This window comes from Nocardioides marmoriginsengisoli, from assembly GCF_003725695.1.
Lineage (GTDB): Bacteria > Actinomycetota > Actinomycetes > Propionibacteriales > Nocardioidaceae > Marmoricola > Marmoricola marmoriginsengisoli.
In genome coordinates this window covers 673,701-689,378 of sequence record NZ_RJSE01000003.1, presented here as the reverse complement: position 1 = coordinate 689,378, position 15,678 = coordinate 673,701, and the positions used below count along the sequence as shown (strand labels likewise).

Genomic DNA, 15,678 nt, shown 5'->3' with positions numbered 1-15,678 from the left:
ATGAGTGACCTGACGTTCCACTGGTTCCTGCCGACCAACGGCGGCGACGGACGCCACATCGTCGGCGGCGGCCACGGCACCGCCGTCGAGGGCTTCGGCGGCCGGCCGGCCTCGGTCGCCTACCTCGGCCAGGTGGCCCGGTCCGCCGAGCAGCTCGGCTTCGTCGGTGCCCTGACTCCGACGGGGGCCTGGTGCGAGGACGCCTGGATCAGCACCGCGATGCTGGCCAGCGTCTCCGAGCGGCTGAAGTTCCTGGTCGCGTTCCGGCCCGGGCTGACCGCGCCGTTCCTGGCCGCGCAGATGGCCGGCTCGTTCCAGAACCTCACCGGCGGCCGGCTGCTGCTCAACGTCGTCACCGGCGGGGAGAGCCACGAGCAGCGGATGTACGGCGACTACCTCGACAAGGATGCTCGCTACCAGCGCTGCGGCGAGTTCCTGGAGATCGTCAGCCGGCTGTGGAGCGGCGAGGTCGTCCACCACCAGGGGCAGCACTACCAGCTCGAGGACGCCCTGCTCGCGCAGATCCCGGACCCGCTGCCGCAGATCTACTTCGGCGGGTCCTCACCGGCCGCCCTGGACGTGGCCGCGCAGCACGTCGACGTCTACCTGACCTGGGGAGAACCGCCGGCAGCCGTGGCGGCGAAGGTCCGCAAGCTCCGCGAGCTGGCCGACCGCCGCGGCCGGGAGCTGCGCTTCGGGATCCGGTTGCACACGATCGCCCGGGACACCGCCGAGGAGGCCTGGGCCGAGGCCGGCCGGCTGATCGCGGGGATCTCCGAGGACCAGATCAACCGGGTCCAGGACGGCCTGCGCCGCAGCGAGTCCGAGGGCCAGCGTCGGATGCTCGCCCTCAACGGCGGCACCAAGGACGGCCTCCAGATCTACCCGAACCTGTGGGCCGGCGTCGGCCTGGTCCGCGGCGGAGCCGGCACCGCTCTGGTGGGCAGCCACCAGGAGGTGGCCGACCTGATCGAGGAGTACGCCGAGGCCGGCATCTCCGAGTTCGTGCTCTCCGGCTACCCGCACCTGGAGGAGGCCTACCGGTTCGGCGAGGGCGTGCTGCCCGAGCTCGTCCGGCGCGGCCGCTGGCGGCACCCGTCGCCGCCACGGCTGTCCACCCCGGCGGTCCCGTTCGGGGCGCCCCGTCAGCAGGAGTCGATCTCATGAGCATCGCCGTCGTCGTCGGCAACCCGAAGCCCGCCAGTCGCACGCTCAGCGCGGCGACGTACGTGGCCGCCGAGCTCGCCGGGGCAGAGCCGGACCTGGTGGTGGACCTCGCGACCCTCGGCCCGGCCCTGCTGGACGGGGCCAGCCCGGTCGTCGCCGAGCTGGTGGAGCAGGTCGGTGCCGCCGACCTGGTCGTGGTGGCCAGCCCGACGTACAAGGGCACGTACACGGGCTTGCTCAAGCTCTTCCTGGACCGGTTCGACGGCGGGACCGGGCTGCGCGGGCTCGCCGTCCCGCTGCTGGTCGGCGCCGGGTCGGCGCACGCGCTGGCCCCCGAGCTCACCCTGCGTCCGGTGCTCACCGAGCTCGGGGCGACGGTGCCCCGCCGCGGGCTGTTCGTGCTGGACCGCGAGTACGGCGACCCGGCCTCGTACGCCGAATGGCTCGCATCGGCCAGGCCGTACGTCGACGCCTGGTTGAGCCGGAAGGCGGTCGTCGCGTGACCGCGGTGGCAGCAAGCGCCCCGGGGCGGTTCCCGACCAACCAGGACCTCGACCCGGACCGGTTGCGGGAGGCCTTCGGGACCTTCCCGAGCGGCGTGGTCGCGGTCGCCGCGACCGTCGACGACCTCCCCGTCGGGCTCGCGGCCAGCTCGTTCACCTCGGTCAGCCTGGATCCGCCGCTGGTGTCCTTCTCGATCGCGAACACGTCCAAGACCTGGCCGGACCTGCGCACCGCCACGCACCTCGGGGTGACGATCCTCGCTGACCACCACGGTGTCGTCGCCCGCCAGCTCGCCGGCCCGGTCGAGCGGCGGTTCGAGGGGCTGGACCTGGTCGCGACGGCCGAGGGTGCAGTCACGCTGGCCGACGGGCTGGCGAGCTTCGACACCACGATCCACGAGGAGGTCGCCGCGGGGGACCACACCATCGTGCTGCTCAGGTTGCACGCGGTGCAGCGGGCCGAGGCGACCTCGCCGCTGGTCTTCCACGGGAGCGTGTTCCGGAGGCTGATGGTCGACTGAGGTCTGCGCAGCCTGTGGAAAGCCGTTGGCGTCCGGGGGCCCTGCCGATCACACTCGTGGGGACATGCAAGGTGCATGTCCCGACCGTGATCGGAGCTACGATGCTTGTCATGTCCCCCTCGCTGCAGGTGCGCAACGTCCCCGAGGACATTCACGCCGAGCTGCGCCGGCGCGCCGAGATGTTCGGGATGTCCCTCTCCGACTACGTCCTCCAGCTGCTCACCGAGGTCGCCTCCAGGCCGACGGTGGCAGAGGTTCTGCAGCGAAGCGCCGAGCGGGGCGATCCCCCCGGCATCACCGGGCAGGACGTCGTCGACATCATCCGACGCGGGCGCGACGCGCGTTGATCGTGGTCGATGCGTCGGCTCTCGTGAACGCCCTGACGTTCCCCAACAGGTTCGCGCCGCTCCGGGAACGACTGACCGGAGCTGGCAGTCTGCACGCACCGCATCTGGTGGACAGCGAGGTGCAGTCAGCGTTGCGCGGCATGGTCGCGGGCCGCAAGGTCTCACCGGTCCTGGCGCAGCACGCACTCGCCGAGCTCGGCGACCTGACTCTGGCCCGGTACCCGGCCGCCGGTCTGGCTCACGACGTGTGGGCGCTGCGGAGTCGGATCACAACGTACGACGCCACCTACGTGGCCCTGGCTGCCCGTCTCGACTGCCCGCTCGTCACCTGCGACCGCAAGCTCGCCCGCTCGGCTCGCGGGATCCCGGTCGAGGTCTTCTGATCCCGCCCGTCCTTCCTCACTCCCCGAGGCGCAGCTCCCGGCTGAACCGCAGCTGGAGCAGGGCACTACCGCCGTCGACCGGGAGCTGGACGCCGTTGACGTAGCCGGACTCGTCCCCGGCCAGGTACTCGACGGCTGCCGCCACCTCGTCCGGCTGGGCCCACCGCCGGCTGGGGACCGTACCCAGCGCGTGCTCGCGGACGTCCGCGGGTGCGTCGGCGAGCCGGGGTACGTCGATCACGCCGGGCAGTACGCAGTTGCTGGTGATCCCGCGCGGCCCGTACTCGAGGGCCACGGTGTTCGACAGGCCGATCAGGGCGGCCTTGGACGCGGCGTAGTGCGCCTGGCGGTAGCCGCCCTGGACGGAGCTGATGCTGGCCACGTTGACGATCCGGCCGAAGCCGGCCGCCACCATGTCGGGCAGCACCTCGCGCATCAGCAGGAACGGTCCGCGGGCGTTCACCTGCATGTACCGGTCCCAGGTCTCCAGGGCGATCCGGTGGGTCGCGTGGTAGTCGCCGAAGAGCGCGGCGCAGTTGACCAGGACCTCGATCGTGGTGCCGTCGGCGCGGAGCCCGTCGATCGCCGCGGTCACGGCGACCTCGTCGGCGAGGTCCGCGGCGAGGTGCCGGACTCCGTCGATCGGCGTCTCCGGCTGGGTCAGGTCCAGGCCGGTCACCCGGTGGCCGGCAGTGGCGAACCGTTCCGCGACCAGCCTGCCCACCACGCCGTTCGTCCCGGTCACCAGGATCGTCCGCGGGGTGCTCATCGGTCGTCCTCCGCCAGCATCGCGACCACGAGCTCGCGGACCGCTACCCGCTGCACCTTGGACGAGAGCGTGTGCGGGAGCTCGTCGAAGACCAGCACCTGCTTGGGGACCTTGTAGTCGGCGAGCTCGGTACGGACGCCGGCGATCAGGGCCGCCGGATCCACGGCGGTGCCCGGCTCGGGGACCACGCACGCGACGATCTCCTCGCCCCAGCGCTCGCTGGGGACGCCGACCACGGCGGACTCGGTGATGCCCGGGTACCGGTCCACCACCCGCTCCACCTCGGCCGGGTAGACGTTCAGGCCTCCGGTCACGATCATCTCCTTCTTGCGGCCGGCGATGAAGTAGTAGCCGTCCTCGTCCGCGTGCGCGAGGTCGCCGGTGCGCAACCAGCCCCCGACCAGGACCTCCTCGGTGAGGTCGGGTCGTCCCCAGTAGCCCGGGAAGACCTGCGGGCCGCGCAGGGCGATCTCGCCGACCTCGCCGATCGCGACGTCGTTCCCGTCGCTGTCGAGCAGCCGGATCTCGAAGCCGAGCGCTGCCCGACCGACCGAGCCGACCTTGACCCGGATCATCGCGTCGTCCATCCACATCGACGGTCCGCCGGTCGCCTCGGAGAGACCGTAGGCCTGGCTGACGTCGATCCCGCGGGCGCCGTACGCTTCGACCATCTCCGGTGGGACCACGGCCCCGCCGGACTGGATCCCGCGCAGCGACGTCAGGTCGGAGGTCTCCCACGCCTCGGACGCGCGCATCCGGTCGAGGATCGTCGGGACCGAGGTGATCCAGCTGACCCGGTACCGCTCGATCAGCCGGAGCGTCGCGAGCGGGTCGAAGTCGCGGACCAGCACGATCGTGGCACCGGCCGCGATCGCGTGCTTGGACGAGGCGATGAAGCCGCCGGCGAAGCAGAGCGGCATCACCACCAGGTGCACATCGCGGTGGGTGAGGGCGTACTCCGACATCCACAGGGTCCTGGACGCTTCCAGGTTGCCCAGGGTCAGTTGGACGCCCTTGGGCCGCCCGGTCGTCCCCGAGGTGTACAGCAGCGCCGCGATCTCGTCCGTGTCCCGCGTCGGCAGCGGCGACCGGTCCGGCTCCGCCGCGGGCGGTACGTCGACGTCGATCGCGGTGCCGCCGGTCCAGCTCCCGGCCAGGTACGCCGCCAGTGCAGCGAGCGCCTGCTCGTAGACCACGACCGCGGGCGCGGCGTCGTCGAGGGTCTCGGCGAGCTCGCGCGGAGCCAGCCGGGTGTTGAGCGGCACCACGATCGCCCCGATCCGGTGCGCGGCGAACTCGACGTACAGGAACTCCGGCCGGTTCAGCAGGCAGATCGCGACGCGGTCGCCGGCCCGGACGCCGTGCGCGCTCAGCCTCGCCCGCCAGCGCGCGACCTCTTCGTCGAACTGCCGCCAGCTGACGACCTGGTCCTCGAAGTGGATCGCCGGGCGGTCGCCGAACAGGGTGGCCCAGTGGCCGACCCAGGTGGGGAGTGTGCTGCGCACTGCTAGTTCTCCTGCGGGACGGGACGGTTGTTGCGACGGGCGACCTCGACCAGTCCGTGCTCGACGAACTCGACCACCGCTCCATCAGGATCCTCGAAGAAGACCGCGTCCAGAAGACCGACCCCCGCGCCGATGTCGATCTTCGCCACCCGGGCCGGCTCGGGCAGCAGTCCGGACAGGTGCTCCAGGCTCGCGGCGAAGTCCTCGGTGACCAGTGCCATCCGGTACAGGCCGGGGTGGTTGCCCGGGGTGAGCGCCCGGGGGAGGAGCACCTCGGGGTCGGGTTCGCAGAGCTCGATGCCGAAGGTGTCCCGGTTGCCCGCGTAGCGGAGCATCCGGCGGTGCACGGCGACCCCGTCGATGGAGGTCCGGCGGTCGTCGGCGACCCGCATCCGCAGCACCCGCTGGTAGAAGCTGGTGCTCCGCTCGATCGAGCTGCAGTTCAGCCGGACGCCGCGGAACCGGATCGGCTGGCTCGTGTCCAGCAGCACCTCGAGGTGGGTGCCGTCGGGATCGCGGAGGTGCAGCGCCGGGACCGGCTCGGTGCTCTCGTCGGTGAATTCCACCGTGCGGGCGTTGAGCTCCCAGCCCGCCGCCCTGGCGACGACCTGGTCCAGGTCCGGTGCCGTGAAGAGGAGCCGGTTGAGGCCCCAGCGGTGTCCGCCGCCGGCCTGCCGGCCGGGCTGGTCATCGGGAGCGGGGTGCCACTGGAGCACGTCGAGCACCGGACCGCGGATGCCGCGGTCGTCGCCCATCAGGACGCCGTTCCAGCGGACCAGCTCGTCGATGGCGAAGGCATCGCCGGACTGGTCGATCTCAGGTGCCATCCGCACCAGCGGACGCAGGCCGAGGACGTCGGCGTAGTACTGCTCGGAACGGGAGATCTCGCTGACGTTGAGGTTCACGTGACCGAACCACTTGGGAATGCCCTTCACGGTTGATTCCTTTCCAAAAGGTGACGCCACCTTAACAAAAAGACCCGTATTGCGGTCAAGATGCCTGTTGACGAAGCAGGAAATGGTCCTTAAAGTGATGCCGTTCTCACAAAACCGGTGACGGCGATCACACGTCGTTCCGGTGGCACCCCGAAAGGAACATCATGATCCGAACGCTTCGACGCGTTGCTCTGAGCGCCGCGGTGCTGTCCTTGCTGGTGACGGCGGCATGCGGTGGCAGCGACTCCGGGAACGGCGGCAAGTCCGGCGACCCGCTCCAGGCCAAGATCGGCCTGATCGGACCGAAGTCCGGTGCGGCGCAGTTCTACTGGACCGAGCTCGAGCGCGGGATCGAGCTCGCCGAGCCGGAGATCAAGGAGAAGTTCGGCGTCACCTTCGAGAAGGTCGAGGGCGATGACCAGGGTTCGCCGGACGTCGCGTCGCGGGTGATCCAGACGATGCTCAACCAGGACAACGTCGACGTCGTCTTCGGCCCGTCCCAGTCCGGTCCGAGCCTCCAGGTCGCCGAGACGATCCAGCGGACCGGACGGCCGTGGCTGGTCTCGATCGCGGCGGCGGACGAGATCCTCAACCCGGAGGCGAGCCCGAACTGGGGCTTCCGCACGAACAACAACAACTCGGACGCGATCGCGGTCAGCGGCTCCTACCTGTGGTCCGACTCGGACGCGAAGGTTGGCATCTTCTACGGCGCGGACGCCTACGGGCAGTCCAACCACGACATGCTGCTGGCCTACGCCAAGAAGAACGGCAAGACGGTCGTGCACGAGGAGGTCATCCAGCCCGGAGCCACCGACGTCTCCTCGCAGGTCCGCAAGATGCGCGACGCGGGCGTCACCTCGATCCTGGGTGCGGTCACCACCGGTGCCGACACCGCCGCGATCACCAAGGCGATGGACCAGCTGGGCTACAAGCCGGACCGGTTCCTGGTGACCGCGACCGTGCTCGCCGGTTACACCGACCTGGCGAAGCCCCGCGAGTGGGAGAACCTGGCCTTCATCGAGCCGCGTGACCTCACCGGTGACTCCTTCGCGGGCATCACCCAGAAGTACGAGGAGAAGTACGGCGAGAAGCCGACCAGCTCGGTGGCCGTCTACACGACGTACACCTCGGCGCTGCTCTACGGTCAGGCCGTCGCCGCGGCGAAGGACGCCCACGACTGGAAGGCGGTCCGGCAGGCGATGGAGGATACTCCGAAGCTCGACGTCAACGGCCGGGTCTGGGAGAAGCCGTTCGGCGCGGCCGACCACGACCTGTACGAGGACGACCCGTCCTCCTGGTTCGTCATCGGCTTCGACCCCGAGGGCAAGGTGCGCACGATCGGATCGGCCGGCTCCTGATGGTCGACCAGATCCTCGTGGGTGCTGCGATCGGGTGCCTGTACGCCCTGATCGCGCAGGGCTTCGCGCTCACCTTTCGCACCACCCACACGATGAACTTCGCCTCTGGTGAGATCGGTGCCATCGGCGCGTTCATCGCGGTCGGGCTCGCTGGGGCCGGTGCTCTGCCGGCCCCGGTGAAGCTCGCCGTAGTCGCGGTCGTCGTGGCCCTGATCGGGGCGGCGCTCTTCGCCGTCCTGATCAGGCCCTTCGTCACCAACGACGGGCACGACGCCCGCTGGTTGCTGGTCACGGTCGCGATGTCACTGGTGGCCGTGGACGTGCTCCGCAACAGCCAGGGCACCCAGCACCGGCCGCTGGGCTTCGCGCAGCTGGACGGGGTCTTCTCGCTCGGCTTCGCGCAGGTCCCGCAGCAGCTCGCACTACTCGCGGTCGTCTGCCTGGGCCTGGGCGTCGTGATCGCCCTCGTCGTCACCCGGACCAGTCTCGGGGTGCGGATGCGGGCCGTCGCCGAGGACGCCGAGACGGCCGGGCTGGTCGGTATCGACTCCCGCCGGATCGGCATGCTCAGCTACGCGATCGGCTCGGGTGCCATCGCGATCGGTGCGACGCTCTGGACCGGCTACGTCGGCGTGTTCCCCGACATGGGGCCGCTGCTGCTCGTGCCCGCGTTCGCCGGTGCCGTGATCGGCGGCCTGGTCTCGGTCTGGGGAGCCCTGGTCGGCGGCATCCTGTACGGCGTCGCCGACCAGCTGTTCACCTACTGGCTCGGCACCGCCGCCGGTGGCGTGATCGGCCTGCTCGCCGTCGTCGCGGTTCTCGTGCTGCGGCCCGAGGGCCTGTTCGCCCGTCGCCAGGAAGTGAAGGTCTGATGCCCGCCCGTACTCCGATGCCCGCCCGGCTCCGGCCGTGGGCCTTCCCGCTGCTGGTGGCCCTGGTCGCCGGGATCGCGATCGTCTACACCACCGACGGCTCCGGCGTCCGGTTGTCGAACAACCAGCAGATCGGCCAGATCTGCGCGTTCCTGGTCGCCACCACCGGGCTGAACCTGCTCGTCGGCCGGACCGGGATGCACTCCTTCGCGCAGGGCGGCTTCCTGGCGATCGGCGCCTACGCCTTCGTCTGGACGCAGCTGAAGTGGGACGCTCCGTTCCTCGTCGGCCTCGCGGTCGCCACGATCATCCCGGCGCTGGCCGGCGTGCTGATCGCCGTCGCCACCACGAAGATGCGCGGCCCGCAGCTGGCGATGGTCACCCTGATCGCGGCCGTCGTCATCTTCAAGGTGCTCTCCGAGTGGAAGCCGTTCGGCCAGTTCGGCGGCTACCCCAACGTCTCCGCGCACGGCACCAGCCTGATCGAGCCGCCGTCGCTGTTCGGCTGGGAGCTGCAACCGCCGCTCTTCGGCGGAACCCCGGCGACCGCGCTGGTCCCGGTCATCGTCCTCGCCGCCCTGGCGCTGCTGCTCTACCGGCGGCTGGTCGGGACGACGTGGGGTCTGTCGCTCTCGGTGATCAAGCAGAGCGAGCTGCTCGCCGAGCACCTCGGCGTCAACGTCTACCTGCGCAAGATCGCGGTGGTCTCGCTGGCTGCCGGGATGGCCGGCGTCGGCGGAGTCGGCTACGCCCTCGTCTTCGCGCACCTCCAGCCCGAGACGTTCGCGCTGATGCTCGGCGTGAACCTGATCGTGATGGTGATCCTCGGCGGCTCCGGGTACGTGCTCGGCCCGGTGATCGGCACCGCGGCCATCGTCTACCTGCAGACGGCGCCCTCGGTGGCGTCCTTCGTCCGCTGGGAGAACGACGTGATCAGCGACCGCTGGTACCTCTCCGCCCAGGGCCTGATCGCCTTCCTGATGATCGCGGTCCTCTTCGCGATGCCTGCGGGCATCGTCGGCAGTGCCGCGCGCCTGTACCGGCGCTGGCGACCGCGCACGTCCGCGGCCGCCACGACCTCCTGGGACGGCGACGACCCGGCGGCGCACCTCTTCGGCGAGGAGGCGGTGCCGACCGAGCTGGTCGTGGACGGGGTCGGTCTCGCCTTCGGCGGCGTCCGGGCCGTCGACGGGGTCTCCCTGACAGTGGTCCCCGAGACCATCGTCGCGATCATCGGCCCGAACGGAGCCGGCAAGTCCAGCGTGGTCAACCTGATCTCCGGCGTGTACGCCGTCCAGGGCGGGACCGTCCGGCTCGGCGGGGACGTGCTGCAGGGGGTGCCGTCATACCGGCGCTCCCGGCTCGGCGTGGCCCGGACCTTCCAGACGCCGATCCTGTCCCCGGACCTGACCGTCACCGACAACGTGCTGGTCGGATCCGAGCAGACCGCGCTCGGCTCCTGCGCCGGTGCGGTGGTGCCGACGCCGTCGTCACGTCGGCGGCACCAGCGCGACCTGCTCGACGTCGCGGCGGCGCTGGAGCTGGTGGGTCTCTCAGAGGTCGCCGGCCGGACGGCGGACGAGCTCTCCTACGGCCAGCAGCGCCTGGTCGAGCTCGCCCGCGCCCTGGTCTCCCGGCCGCGGCTGCTCGTCCTGGACGAACCCGCCGCCGGCCTCAATCCGACCGAGATCGCGGCCCTGGCCACGATCCTGGAACGGCTCCGCGGGCAGGGGCTCTCGATCCTTCTCGTCGAGCACCACATGGACCTGGTACGCCGCATCGCCGACCACGTGGTCTGCATGATCGACGGGCGGGTGGCCGTCGCGGCCGACGCCGACACGGTGCTCGCGGACCCGCAGGTGGTCTCGGCCTACCTCGGCCACGGGCACCTCGAGACGACAGGGGATCGGCATGCTTGAGCTCACCGGAGTCTCGTCCGGGTACGGCGCGGTCCCGGTGCTGCACGGGGTCGACCTGACCATCACCGCGGGGGAGGTCGTCACCGTGCTCGGCGCGAACGGCGCCGGCAAGACCACCCTGGCCCGGACGATCAGCGGCCTGCTCCCCGTCAAGGAGGGCTCGATCCGGCTCGACGGGACCGACCTGACCCGGAAGCCGCTGCACCGCCGCGCCGGGCGCGGCGTGATCCTGGTGCCGGAGGGCCGGCGCCTGTTCGGCGGGCTCACCGTCGCCCAGAACATCGAGCTCGGCCGGATCGCGGCCAAGGGCCGGCAGCAGGACGCCGACGCGGTCGGGCACCTGCTCGACGCGTTCCCGAAAGTGCGCACGTTGTGGGACCGCCAGGCCGGCCTGCTCTCCGGCGGCGAGCAGCAGATGGTCGCGCTGGCCCGGGCTGCCGCCGGTCGTCCGCGGGTGCTGCTGCTCGACGAGCCGTCGCTCGGTCTCAGTCCGCTCCTCGTGGACGAGGTTTTCGCTATGGTCACGTTCATGGCGCGCGAGACAGGGAGCGCGGTGCTGCTCATCGAGCAGATCGTGGACGGAGCGCTCGCGGTCGCTGACCGTGGCGTCGTGATGGCGCACGGGCAGATCGTCGCCGCCGGTACCGCGTCCGAGCTGAGTGCTTCGCCGGCCGTGCGCCAGGCCTACCTGGGCGGCGCCGGCCTCGACGAGGCGGCTCGATGAGCGGCCCGAAGAGCGGCACGGCGAGCGGCACGGAGAGTCCGGCGCGGCTGCCGAAGGACGTGGTGCGCGACGTCGTCGAGCAGGGCCGGGCCGAGTCGTCGCTGATCGACGCCGCCGCGGTGCCGCAGCCCCGCACCGTGAAGGGCAGGGCGACCCTGGTGCAGATCAAGGAGGCCGGCCGGGTCGTCTTCCAGCGCGACGGCTACGTGCACGCGCGGGTCGCCGACATCGCGGCGGAGGCCGGCCTGTCGAACGGTGCCTTCTACCGGTACTTCACCGACAAGGAGCACCTGATGCTGGTGATCCTGGACGACTTCCTGCGCCAGTACCGCGACTACATCCGGGTGCCCTTCAACCCGGACCGGCCGCTCGCCTCCATCCAGGCCAGCTACGAGCGCTACCTGGAGTTCTACCGCGAGCACGTCGACCTGATGACGCTGATGAACCAGGCCAGCCAGGTCGTCGAGGAGGTCCGCACGCTGTGGCTGAGCTCGGCAGCCGAGGTGTACGCGCGGATGGCCCGGCTGCTCAAGCGCTGCCAGGACCTGGGCATGCTTCGCGACGGCGTTCAGATCGAGCTGATCGCACCACTTCTCGGCGGGATGATCGAGCAGTACGCGAACCTGACCTACGTGCACAACGCCCACGAGGTCAGCGACCCCGCGGTGGTGGCCGAGCAGATCACCGCGATGTGGGTCTCGGGGGTCCTCAAGAACGTCGATCGCTGACACGCTCCCGACGTCGGCGGAGAACAGCGCCGACGCGACCGGTCGCCGCCCTACGATGGCGGTGACAGCGCGTGCGGACGACGGACAGAGATGAGGACAGCGTGGCCGGTGACGGTGCCGACCAGGTCGCGGATCCGCTGACCCTGAAGATCCTGGACGTCGTGGTCGCGCTGATGCGCGAGGGCGGACTGGCGGCGGTCACCACCGAGTCGGTTTCTGCGGCGGCGTCGGTCAGCAAGGCGACCATCTACCGGCGCTGGCCGTCGATGAGCAAGCTCGTCGCCGAGGCCGCCACGCACGCGTTCCCGGAGGTCGAGGTCCCCGACCTCGGCGACGTGATCGCGGAGCTCCGCTGGTTCCTGACCGCGCGGATCCGCCAGTACGCCGTACCGGGGTCCGCGCGGCTGGTGGCCAGCCTGATCGGGGCCTCGGTGAGCGACGACCACGTGCAGTCCTTCTTCCGCGACTGGGTGAGCGGGCAGTCGCTCAGCAGTCGCGCTGTCTTCGAGCGCGCGGCCGCTCGCGGGGACTTCCCGGCCTCGCTGGACATCGACGACCTGCGCACGGTGATGTCGGCGCCGGTGATGTTCCGGGCGGTCGCGGAGAACGGTGCCCCGGACGAGGCGCTGGTCGAGACGACCCTCACCGTCCTCCGCGCGCTGATGGTCAGCGGGACCTGACGGTCCTCACTCGGAGAGTCGGATCGCTCGGACCGGGCACGCCTCCGCGGCGGTCCGAACCGCTGCCTCGGAGTCCGGGGCCGGGGCGTCGTCGAGCAGCAGCACGATGCCGTCCTCGTCGTCCTGGTCGAAGTGGTCGGGCGCCATGCCGACGCACACGCCGGCGGCGATGCAGCTGCCGGCCTCAACAGTGATCTTCATCGGTGGCTCCCGTGGACGTCGACCAGCACTTCGAGTGCGGTGTGGATGGTGGTGCGGTTGAACCTGAGGTCGTCGGGCGGGGTGACCAGGCGCATCGACGGGAAGCGTGCGAACAGCTTGCTGAGCACGACGTCCAGCTCCAGCCGGGCCAGCGCTTGGCCGAGGCACTGGTGGACGCCGTACCCGAAGGCGACGTGCTTGCCGGGCGCCCGGGTCACGTCCAGCACCTCCGGGTCGGGGAAGACCTTCGGGTCCCAGTTGGCGGCGAGCAGCGAGGCGAACACGCCGTCGCCGGCGGCGATCGGGGTGCCGTTGACGTCGATGTCGGCCGTCGCGCTGCGGGACCCGATGAACTGGGCGATCGTCAGGTAGCGCAGCAGCTCCTCGACCGCGCCCGGCCACAGTGCGGGGTCGGCGTCGAGCAGGGCGGCCTGGTCCGGGTTCTCCAGCAGCAGCACCGTGCCGAGGGCGATCATCGAGCTGGTCGTGTCCAGGCCACCGATGAGCAGGTCGAGCAGCATCCGGCGGGTGCCCTCGCGGCTGAGGTGGCCGGGGACGAGCTGCGCGTGCACGAGGCGTGAGGCGAGGTCGTCGCGCTCGGTCCGCTCGCGGTCGGCGACCACCGCGTCGAAGTAGTCGATCAGCGCGGTCATCGCGGCGGCGGACTGCTCCGGCGTGCTCGCCTGGCTCATGAACGTCGCCAGGCTGGCGCGGAGGAAGCCGGCATCGGCCGGGGGAAGGCCCATCATCTCGCAGGTGATCAGGGCCGGGACGACGTCGCCGAGCATCGTGACCAGGTCCACCGGCTGCTCGGCGGCTTCGATCGCGTCGAGCAGGTCGTCGGTCACCCGTTCCAGGAACGGGCGGTAGGAACGGACCCGCTTGACCAGGAACTCGGTCTGCACCATCCGGCGCTCGTGGTCGTGCTCTGGGGGATCGGTCTTGTCGAAGGTGCCCTTGACCTTCCAGAACGTCAACGCGGCCTCGCTCGGCGACGGCAGCACGCCGGGCTTGTGCGGATCGGAGCTGAATCCCGGGTCGCCGAGCACGGCCTGGACGTCGGCGTGGCTGGTCGCCAGCCAGGCGTCCTCACCGCTCCAGAGGCTGACCTTCGCCATCGGGCAGCCCTCGCGGCGCAGCGCGGCGTGCTCGACGGGAGGAGTGAGCGCGGTCGCCCTGTCGAACGGCCAGCTCAGGATCGGATCGTCGACGTTCACAGGCTCTCCTCGGTGGGATACAGTACCGTACAGTACCGTCAATCTAGGAGGCCGTTCCCGTGACGTCAAGAGATGCGCAGACCCCGACCGCAGCGATGGTCCGGGAGATCCCGGCGCACGAGGAGCTGCGGGTGCGCAGCCACTGGGTCGACGTCAACGGACACCTCAACGTGCAGCACTACTTCATGCTGGCGGCCACCTCGGTCGGGTACTGGTACGAGGACATCGGGCTCGACCAGCGCTACCGCGTCGACCGCCGGCACTCGATCTTCACCCAGTCCCACCACCTGAGCTACCACGCGGAGGTGGATCTCGACGACCAGGTCTCGGTCCGGCCGCGGCTGCTCGGCCGCAGCGCCAGCGCGGTGCACGCCCGCGCCTTCATCGTCAACGAGAGCAAGGACCGGCTCGCCTGCACCCTGGAGGTCGTGTTCGTGCACGTCAGCCTGGACGACCGGTCCACGGTGTCGTTCCCGCTCGACGTGGCGACCTGGATCGACGCGGCGATGGCCGAGCAGCCGGCACTGGACTGGGATCCCGGAGCCGGGGCGACGCTCTGGCGCCCGCGCGGTGGCCTGTCCGCCGCGAACCAGCAGCGGCGGACCCGATGAGCCAGAACGACGACCACCCGACGGAGTAGCCGGTCGCGGGCGCCGGATCGTGGCATCCTTCGGCGCATGATCCCCAAGATCCCGCGCGACCGCGACGACGACTACGGAGCTGCCGCCATCAAGGCGCGCCAGGACTTCGTCCGCGAGCACACCGGCAGCCGGGTCGAGCACCAGGCGTCGTACTCGCTGGACCCGAGCACGCTGCCCGGCAACATCGAGAACTTCTACGGCGTCGCGCAGGTGCCGATCGGGCTGGCCGGGCCGCTGCTGGTCAACGGCGAGCACGCGACCGGGGAGTACTTCGTCCCGCTGGCCACCACCGAGGGGACCCTGGTGGCGTCGTACAACCGGGGCATGAAGCTGTGCCGCGACGCCGGCGGCGTGACCACCACGGTGCTCGACGACAAGATGCAGCGGGCGCCGGTGTTCAGCTTCGGCAGCGCTCGCGAGGCACGGGACTTCCGGGACTGGCTGGACGAGCACTTCGAGGAGATCGCCGCCGCGGCGGAGACCACCACCAGCACCGGGAAGCTGGTCGAGATCCAGAAGTTCTCGGTCTCCAAGCTGCTCTACACCCGGTTCAACTACACCACCGGTGACGCCGCCGGGCAGAACCTGACCGGCAAGGCGACGTTCGCGGCCTGCGCCTGGATCAAGCAGAACTACCCGCGCGAGCTGCACTTCCTGCTCGAGGGCCAGTTCGCCACCGACAAGAAGACCTCGGTGGTGAACATGCTGCACACCCGCGGCAAGCGGGTCGTCGCCGAGATCACCCTGCCGGCGGCGCTGGTCGAGGAGCAGATGCACGTCTCCACCGACAAGCTTTTCAGCGCCCGCCTCAAGGGCCAGCTCGGCTCGATCATGTCGGTCACCAACAACAACGGGAACCACTCCGCGAACGGGATCACCGCGCTGTTCATCGCCACCGGTCAGGACGTCGCCAACGTCGCCGAGTCCTCGGCGCTGTACGGCTTCTCCGAGCTGCTCCCGAACGGCGACTTCTACGCCTCGATCACGCTGCCGTCGCTGATCATCGCCACGTACGGCGGCGGCACCGGCCTGGCCACCCAGCGGGAGAGCCTGGAGATTCTCGGCTGCTACGGGGCCGGCGGGGTCTACAAGCTGGCCGAGATCATCGCCGCGACCGTGCTCGCCGGCGAGCTGTCGCTGGGCTCGGCGGTCGTCGCCGAGGAATGGGTGCAGGCGCACGACGACCTCGGCCGCAACCGCCCGTGAGG

At 70.6% G+C, this 15,678-nt stretch carries 18 protein-coding genes; 13 read left to right on the top strand and 5 right to left on the bottom strand.

What is annotated here, in order from left to right; all coding sequences use genetic code 11:
• The 5 genes from EFK50_RS05340 to EFK50_RS05320 all read left to right on the top strand — a co-directional run bounded on the left by EFK50_RS05340 (position 1) and on the right by EFK50_RS05320 (position 2,921).
• The gene (locus EFK50_RS05340; protein ID WP_123226485.1) at positions 1-1,167 is read left to right on the top strand and encodes an LLM class flavin-dependent oxidoreductase; all 1,167 of its coding nucleotides are present in this window, start codon (positions 1-3) and stop codon (positions 1,165-1,167) included.
• Positions 1,164-1,670, top strand: a complete 507-nt coding sequence (locus EFK50_RS05335; RefSeq protein ID WP_123226484.1) for an NAD(P)H-dependent oxidoreductase — start codon at positions 1,164-1,166, stop codon at positions 1,668-1,670. The genes EFK50_RS05340 and EFK50_RS05335 overlap by 4 nt, the downstream gene beginning before the upstream one ends.
• Positions 1,667-2,191 carry a flavin reductase family protein gene (locus tag EFK50_RS05330; protein WP_246004037.1) on the top strand — a complete coding sequence of 175 codons (525 nt, stop codon included), beginning with the start codon at positions 1,667-1,669 and terminating at the stop codon, positions 2,189-2,191. Before EFK50_RS05335 ends, EFK50_RS05330 begins: the two co-directional genes overlap by 4 nt.
• Before the next feature lie 110 nt (positions 2,192-2,301).
• Positions 2,302-2,538 carry a FitA-like ribbon-helix-helix domain-containing protein gene (locus EFK50_RS05325; protein WP_123226631.1) on the top strand — a complete coding sequence of 79 codons (237 nt, stop codon included), beginning with the start codon at positions 2,302-2,304 and terminating at the stop codon, positions 2,536-2,538.
• Between the two features lie 2 nt (positions 2,539-2,540).
• On the top strand, positions 2,541-2,921 hold the full coding sequence (locus tag EFK50_RS05320; RefSeq protein WP_246004036.1) for a type II toxin-antitoxin system VapC family toxin: 381 nt from the start codon (positions 2,541-2,543) through the stop codon (positions 2,919-2,921).
• Positions 2,922-2,937: 16 nt separating this feature from the next.
• On the opposite strand, the gene EFK50_RS05315 is transcribed toward EFK50_RS05320, so the two are convergent.
• From EFK50_RS05315 to EFK50_RS05305, 3 genes are read right to left on the bottom strand one after another with little or no spacing between them, the layout of a single operon-like run.
• Entirely contained in the window at positions 2,938-3,690 is a 753-nt protein-coding gene (locus tag EFK50_RS05315) for an SDR family NAD(P)-dependent oxidoreductase (protein ID WP_123226481.1), read from the bottom strand.
• The gene (locus tag EFK50_RS05310; RefSeq protein WP_123226480.1) at positions 3,687-5,195 is read right to left on the bottom strand and encodes a class I adenylate-forming enzyme family protein; all 1,509 of its coding nucleotides are present in this window, start codon (positions 5,193-5,195) and stop codon (positions 3,687-3,689) included. Before EFK50_RS05310 ends, EFK50_RS05315 begins: the two co-directional genes overlap by 4 nt.
• Before the next feature lie 2 nt (positions 5,196-5,197).
• A complete protein-coding gene (locus tag EFK50_RS05305; protein WP_123226479.1) occupies positions 5,198-6,130 on the bottom strand; it encodes a VOC family protein in 933 nt (310 codons plus the stop codon).
• A gap of 164 nt (positions 6,131-6,294) precedes the next feature.
• Here EFK50_RS05305 and EFK50_RS05300 point away from each other — a divergent pair, with 164 nt between their 5' ends.
• From EFK50_RS05300 to EFK50_RS05275, 6 genes are all read left to right on the top strand, one after another.
• Positions 6,295-7,488 (top strand): ABC transporter substrate-binding protein, encoded by a 1,194-nt coding sequence (locus tag EFK50_RS05300; RefSeq protein WP_123226478.1) that lies wholly within the window; start codon positions 6,295-6,297, stop codon positions 7,486-7,488.
• The gene (locus tag EFK50_RS05295) at positions 7,488-8,360 is read left to right on the top strand and encodes a branched-chain amino acid ABC transporter permease (RefSeq protein ID WP_123226477.1); all 873 of its coding nucleotides are present in this window, start codon (positions 7,488-7,490) and stop codon (positions 8,358-8,360) included. Before EFK50_RS05300 ends, EFK50_RS05295 begins: the two co-directional genes overlap by 1 nt.
• Entirely contained in the window at positions 8,360-10,279 is a 1,920-nt protein-coding gene (locus tag EFK50_RS05290; protein ID WP_123226476.1) for a branched-chain amino acid ABC transporter ATP-binding protein/permease, read from the top strand. The genes EFK50_RS05295 and EFK50_RS05290 overlap by 1 nt, the downstream gene beginning before the upstream one ends.
• Positions 10,272-11,003 (top strand): ABC transporter ATP-binding protein, encoded by a 732-nt coding sequence (locus EFK50_RS05285; protein ID WP_123226475.1) that lies wholly within the window; start codon positions 10,272-10,274, stop codon positions 11,001-11,003. Before EFK50_RS05290 ends, EFK50_RS05285 begins: the two co-directional genes overlap by 8 nt.
• On the top strand, positions 11,000-11,731 hold the full coding sequence (locus EFK50_RS05280) for a TetR/AcrR family transcriptional regulator (protein WP_123226474.1): 732 nt from the start codon (positions 11,000-11,002) through the stop codon (positions 11,729-11,731). The genes EFK50_RS05285 and EFK50_RS05280 overlap by 4 nt, the downstream gene beginning before the upstream one ends.
• Before the next feature lie 101 nt (positions 11,732-11,832).
• Positions 11,833-12,411: a TetR/AcrR family transcriptional regulator gene (locus EFK50_RS05275; RefSeq protein WP_123226473.1), complete on the top strand. Its 579-nt coding sequence runs from the start codon at positions 11,833-11,835 to the stop codon at positions 12,409-12,411.
• Between the two features lie 6 nt (positions 12,412-12,417).
• Here the strand turns inward: EFK50_RS05275 and EFK50_RS05270 are convergent, their stop codons facing one another.
• Entirely contained in the window at positions 12,418-12,612 is a 195-nt protein-coding gene (locus EFK50_RS05270) for a ferredoxin (protein WP_123226472.1), read from the bottom strand.
• A complete protein-coding gene (locus tag EFK50_RS05265; RefSeq protein WP_123226471.1) occupies positions 12,609-13,829 on the bottom strand; it encodes a cytochrome P450 in 1,221 nt (406 codons plus the stop codon). The genes EFK50_RS05270 and EFK50_RS05265 overlap by 4 nt, the downstream gene beginning before the upstream one ends.
• A 59-nt stretch (positions 13,830-13,888) precedes the next feature.
• Here EFK50_RS05265 and EFK50_RS05260 point away from each other — a divergent pair, with 59 nt between their 5' ends.
• Together EFK50_RS05260 and EFK50_RS05255 are read left to right on the top strand one after the other, a co-directional pair.
• Positions 13,889-14,440 carry a thioesterase family protein gene (locus EFK50_RS05260; protein ID WP_148046060.1) on the top strand — a complete coding sequence of 184 codons (552 nt, stop codon included), beginning with the start codon at positions 13,889-13,891 and terminating at the stop codon, positions 14,438-14,440.
• A gap of 66 nt (positions 14,441-14,506) precedes the next feature.
• Positions 14,507-15,676: a hydroxymethylglutaryl-CoA reductase gene (locus tag EFK50_RS05255; RefSeq protein ID WP_221177270.1), complete on the top strand. Its 1,170-nt coding sequence runs from the start codon at positions 14,507-14,509 to the stop codon at positions 15,674-15,676.
• Positions 15,677-15,678 lie beyond the last annotated feature (2 nt).

Coding starts and splice junctions, on each gene's coding strand:
- EFK50_RS05340 (WP_123226485.1), top strand. CDS start 1: ATGAGTGACCTGACGTTCCACTGGTTCCTGCCGACCAACGGCGGCGAC.
- EFK50_RS05335 (WP_123226484.1), top strand. CDS start 1,164: ATGAGCATCGCCGTCGTCGTCGGCAACCCGAAGCCCGCCAGTCGCACG.
- EFK50_RS05325 (WP_123226631.1), top strand. CDS start 2,302: ATGTCCCCCTCGCTGCAGGTGCGCAACGTCCCCGAGGACATTCACGCC.
- EFK50_RS05315 (WP_123226481.1), bottom strand. CDS start 3,690: ATGAGCACCCCGCGGACGATCCTGGTGACCGGGACGAACGGCGTGGTG.
- EFK50_RS05300 (WP_123226478.1), top strand. CDS start 6,295: ATGATCCGAACGCTTCGACGCGTTGCTCTGAGCGCCGCGGTGCTGTCC.
- EFK50_RS05295 (WP_123226477.1), top strand. CDS start 7,488: ATGGTCGACCAGATCCTCGTGGGTGCTGCGATCGGGTGCCTGTACGCC.
- EFK50_RS05290 (WP_123226476.1), top strand. CDS start 8,360: ATGCCCGCCCGTACTCCGATGCCCGCCCGGCTCCGGCCGTGGGCCTTC.
- EFK50_RS05285 (WP_123226475.1), top strand. CDS start 10,272: ATGCTTGAGCTCACCGGAGTCTCGTCCGGGTACGGCGCGGTCCCGGTG.
- EFK50_RS05280 (WP_123226474.1), top strand. CDS start 11,000: ATGAGCGGCCCGAAGAGCGGCACGGCGAGCGGCACGGAGAGTCCGGCG.
- EFK50_RS05270 (WP_123226472.1), bottom strand. CDS start 12,612: ATGAAGATCACTGTTGAGGCCGGCAGCTGCATCGCCGCCGGCGTGTGC.
- EFK50_RS05255 (WP_221177270.1), top strand. CDS start 14,507: ATGATCCCCAAGATCCCGCGCGACCGCGACGACGACTACGGAGCTGCC.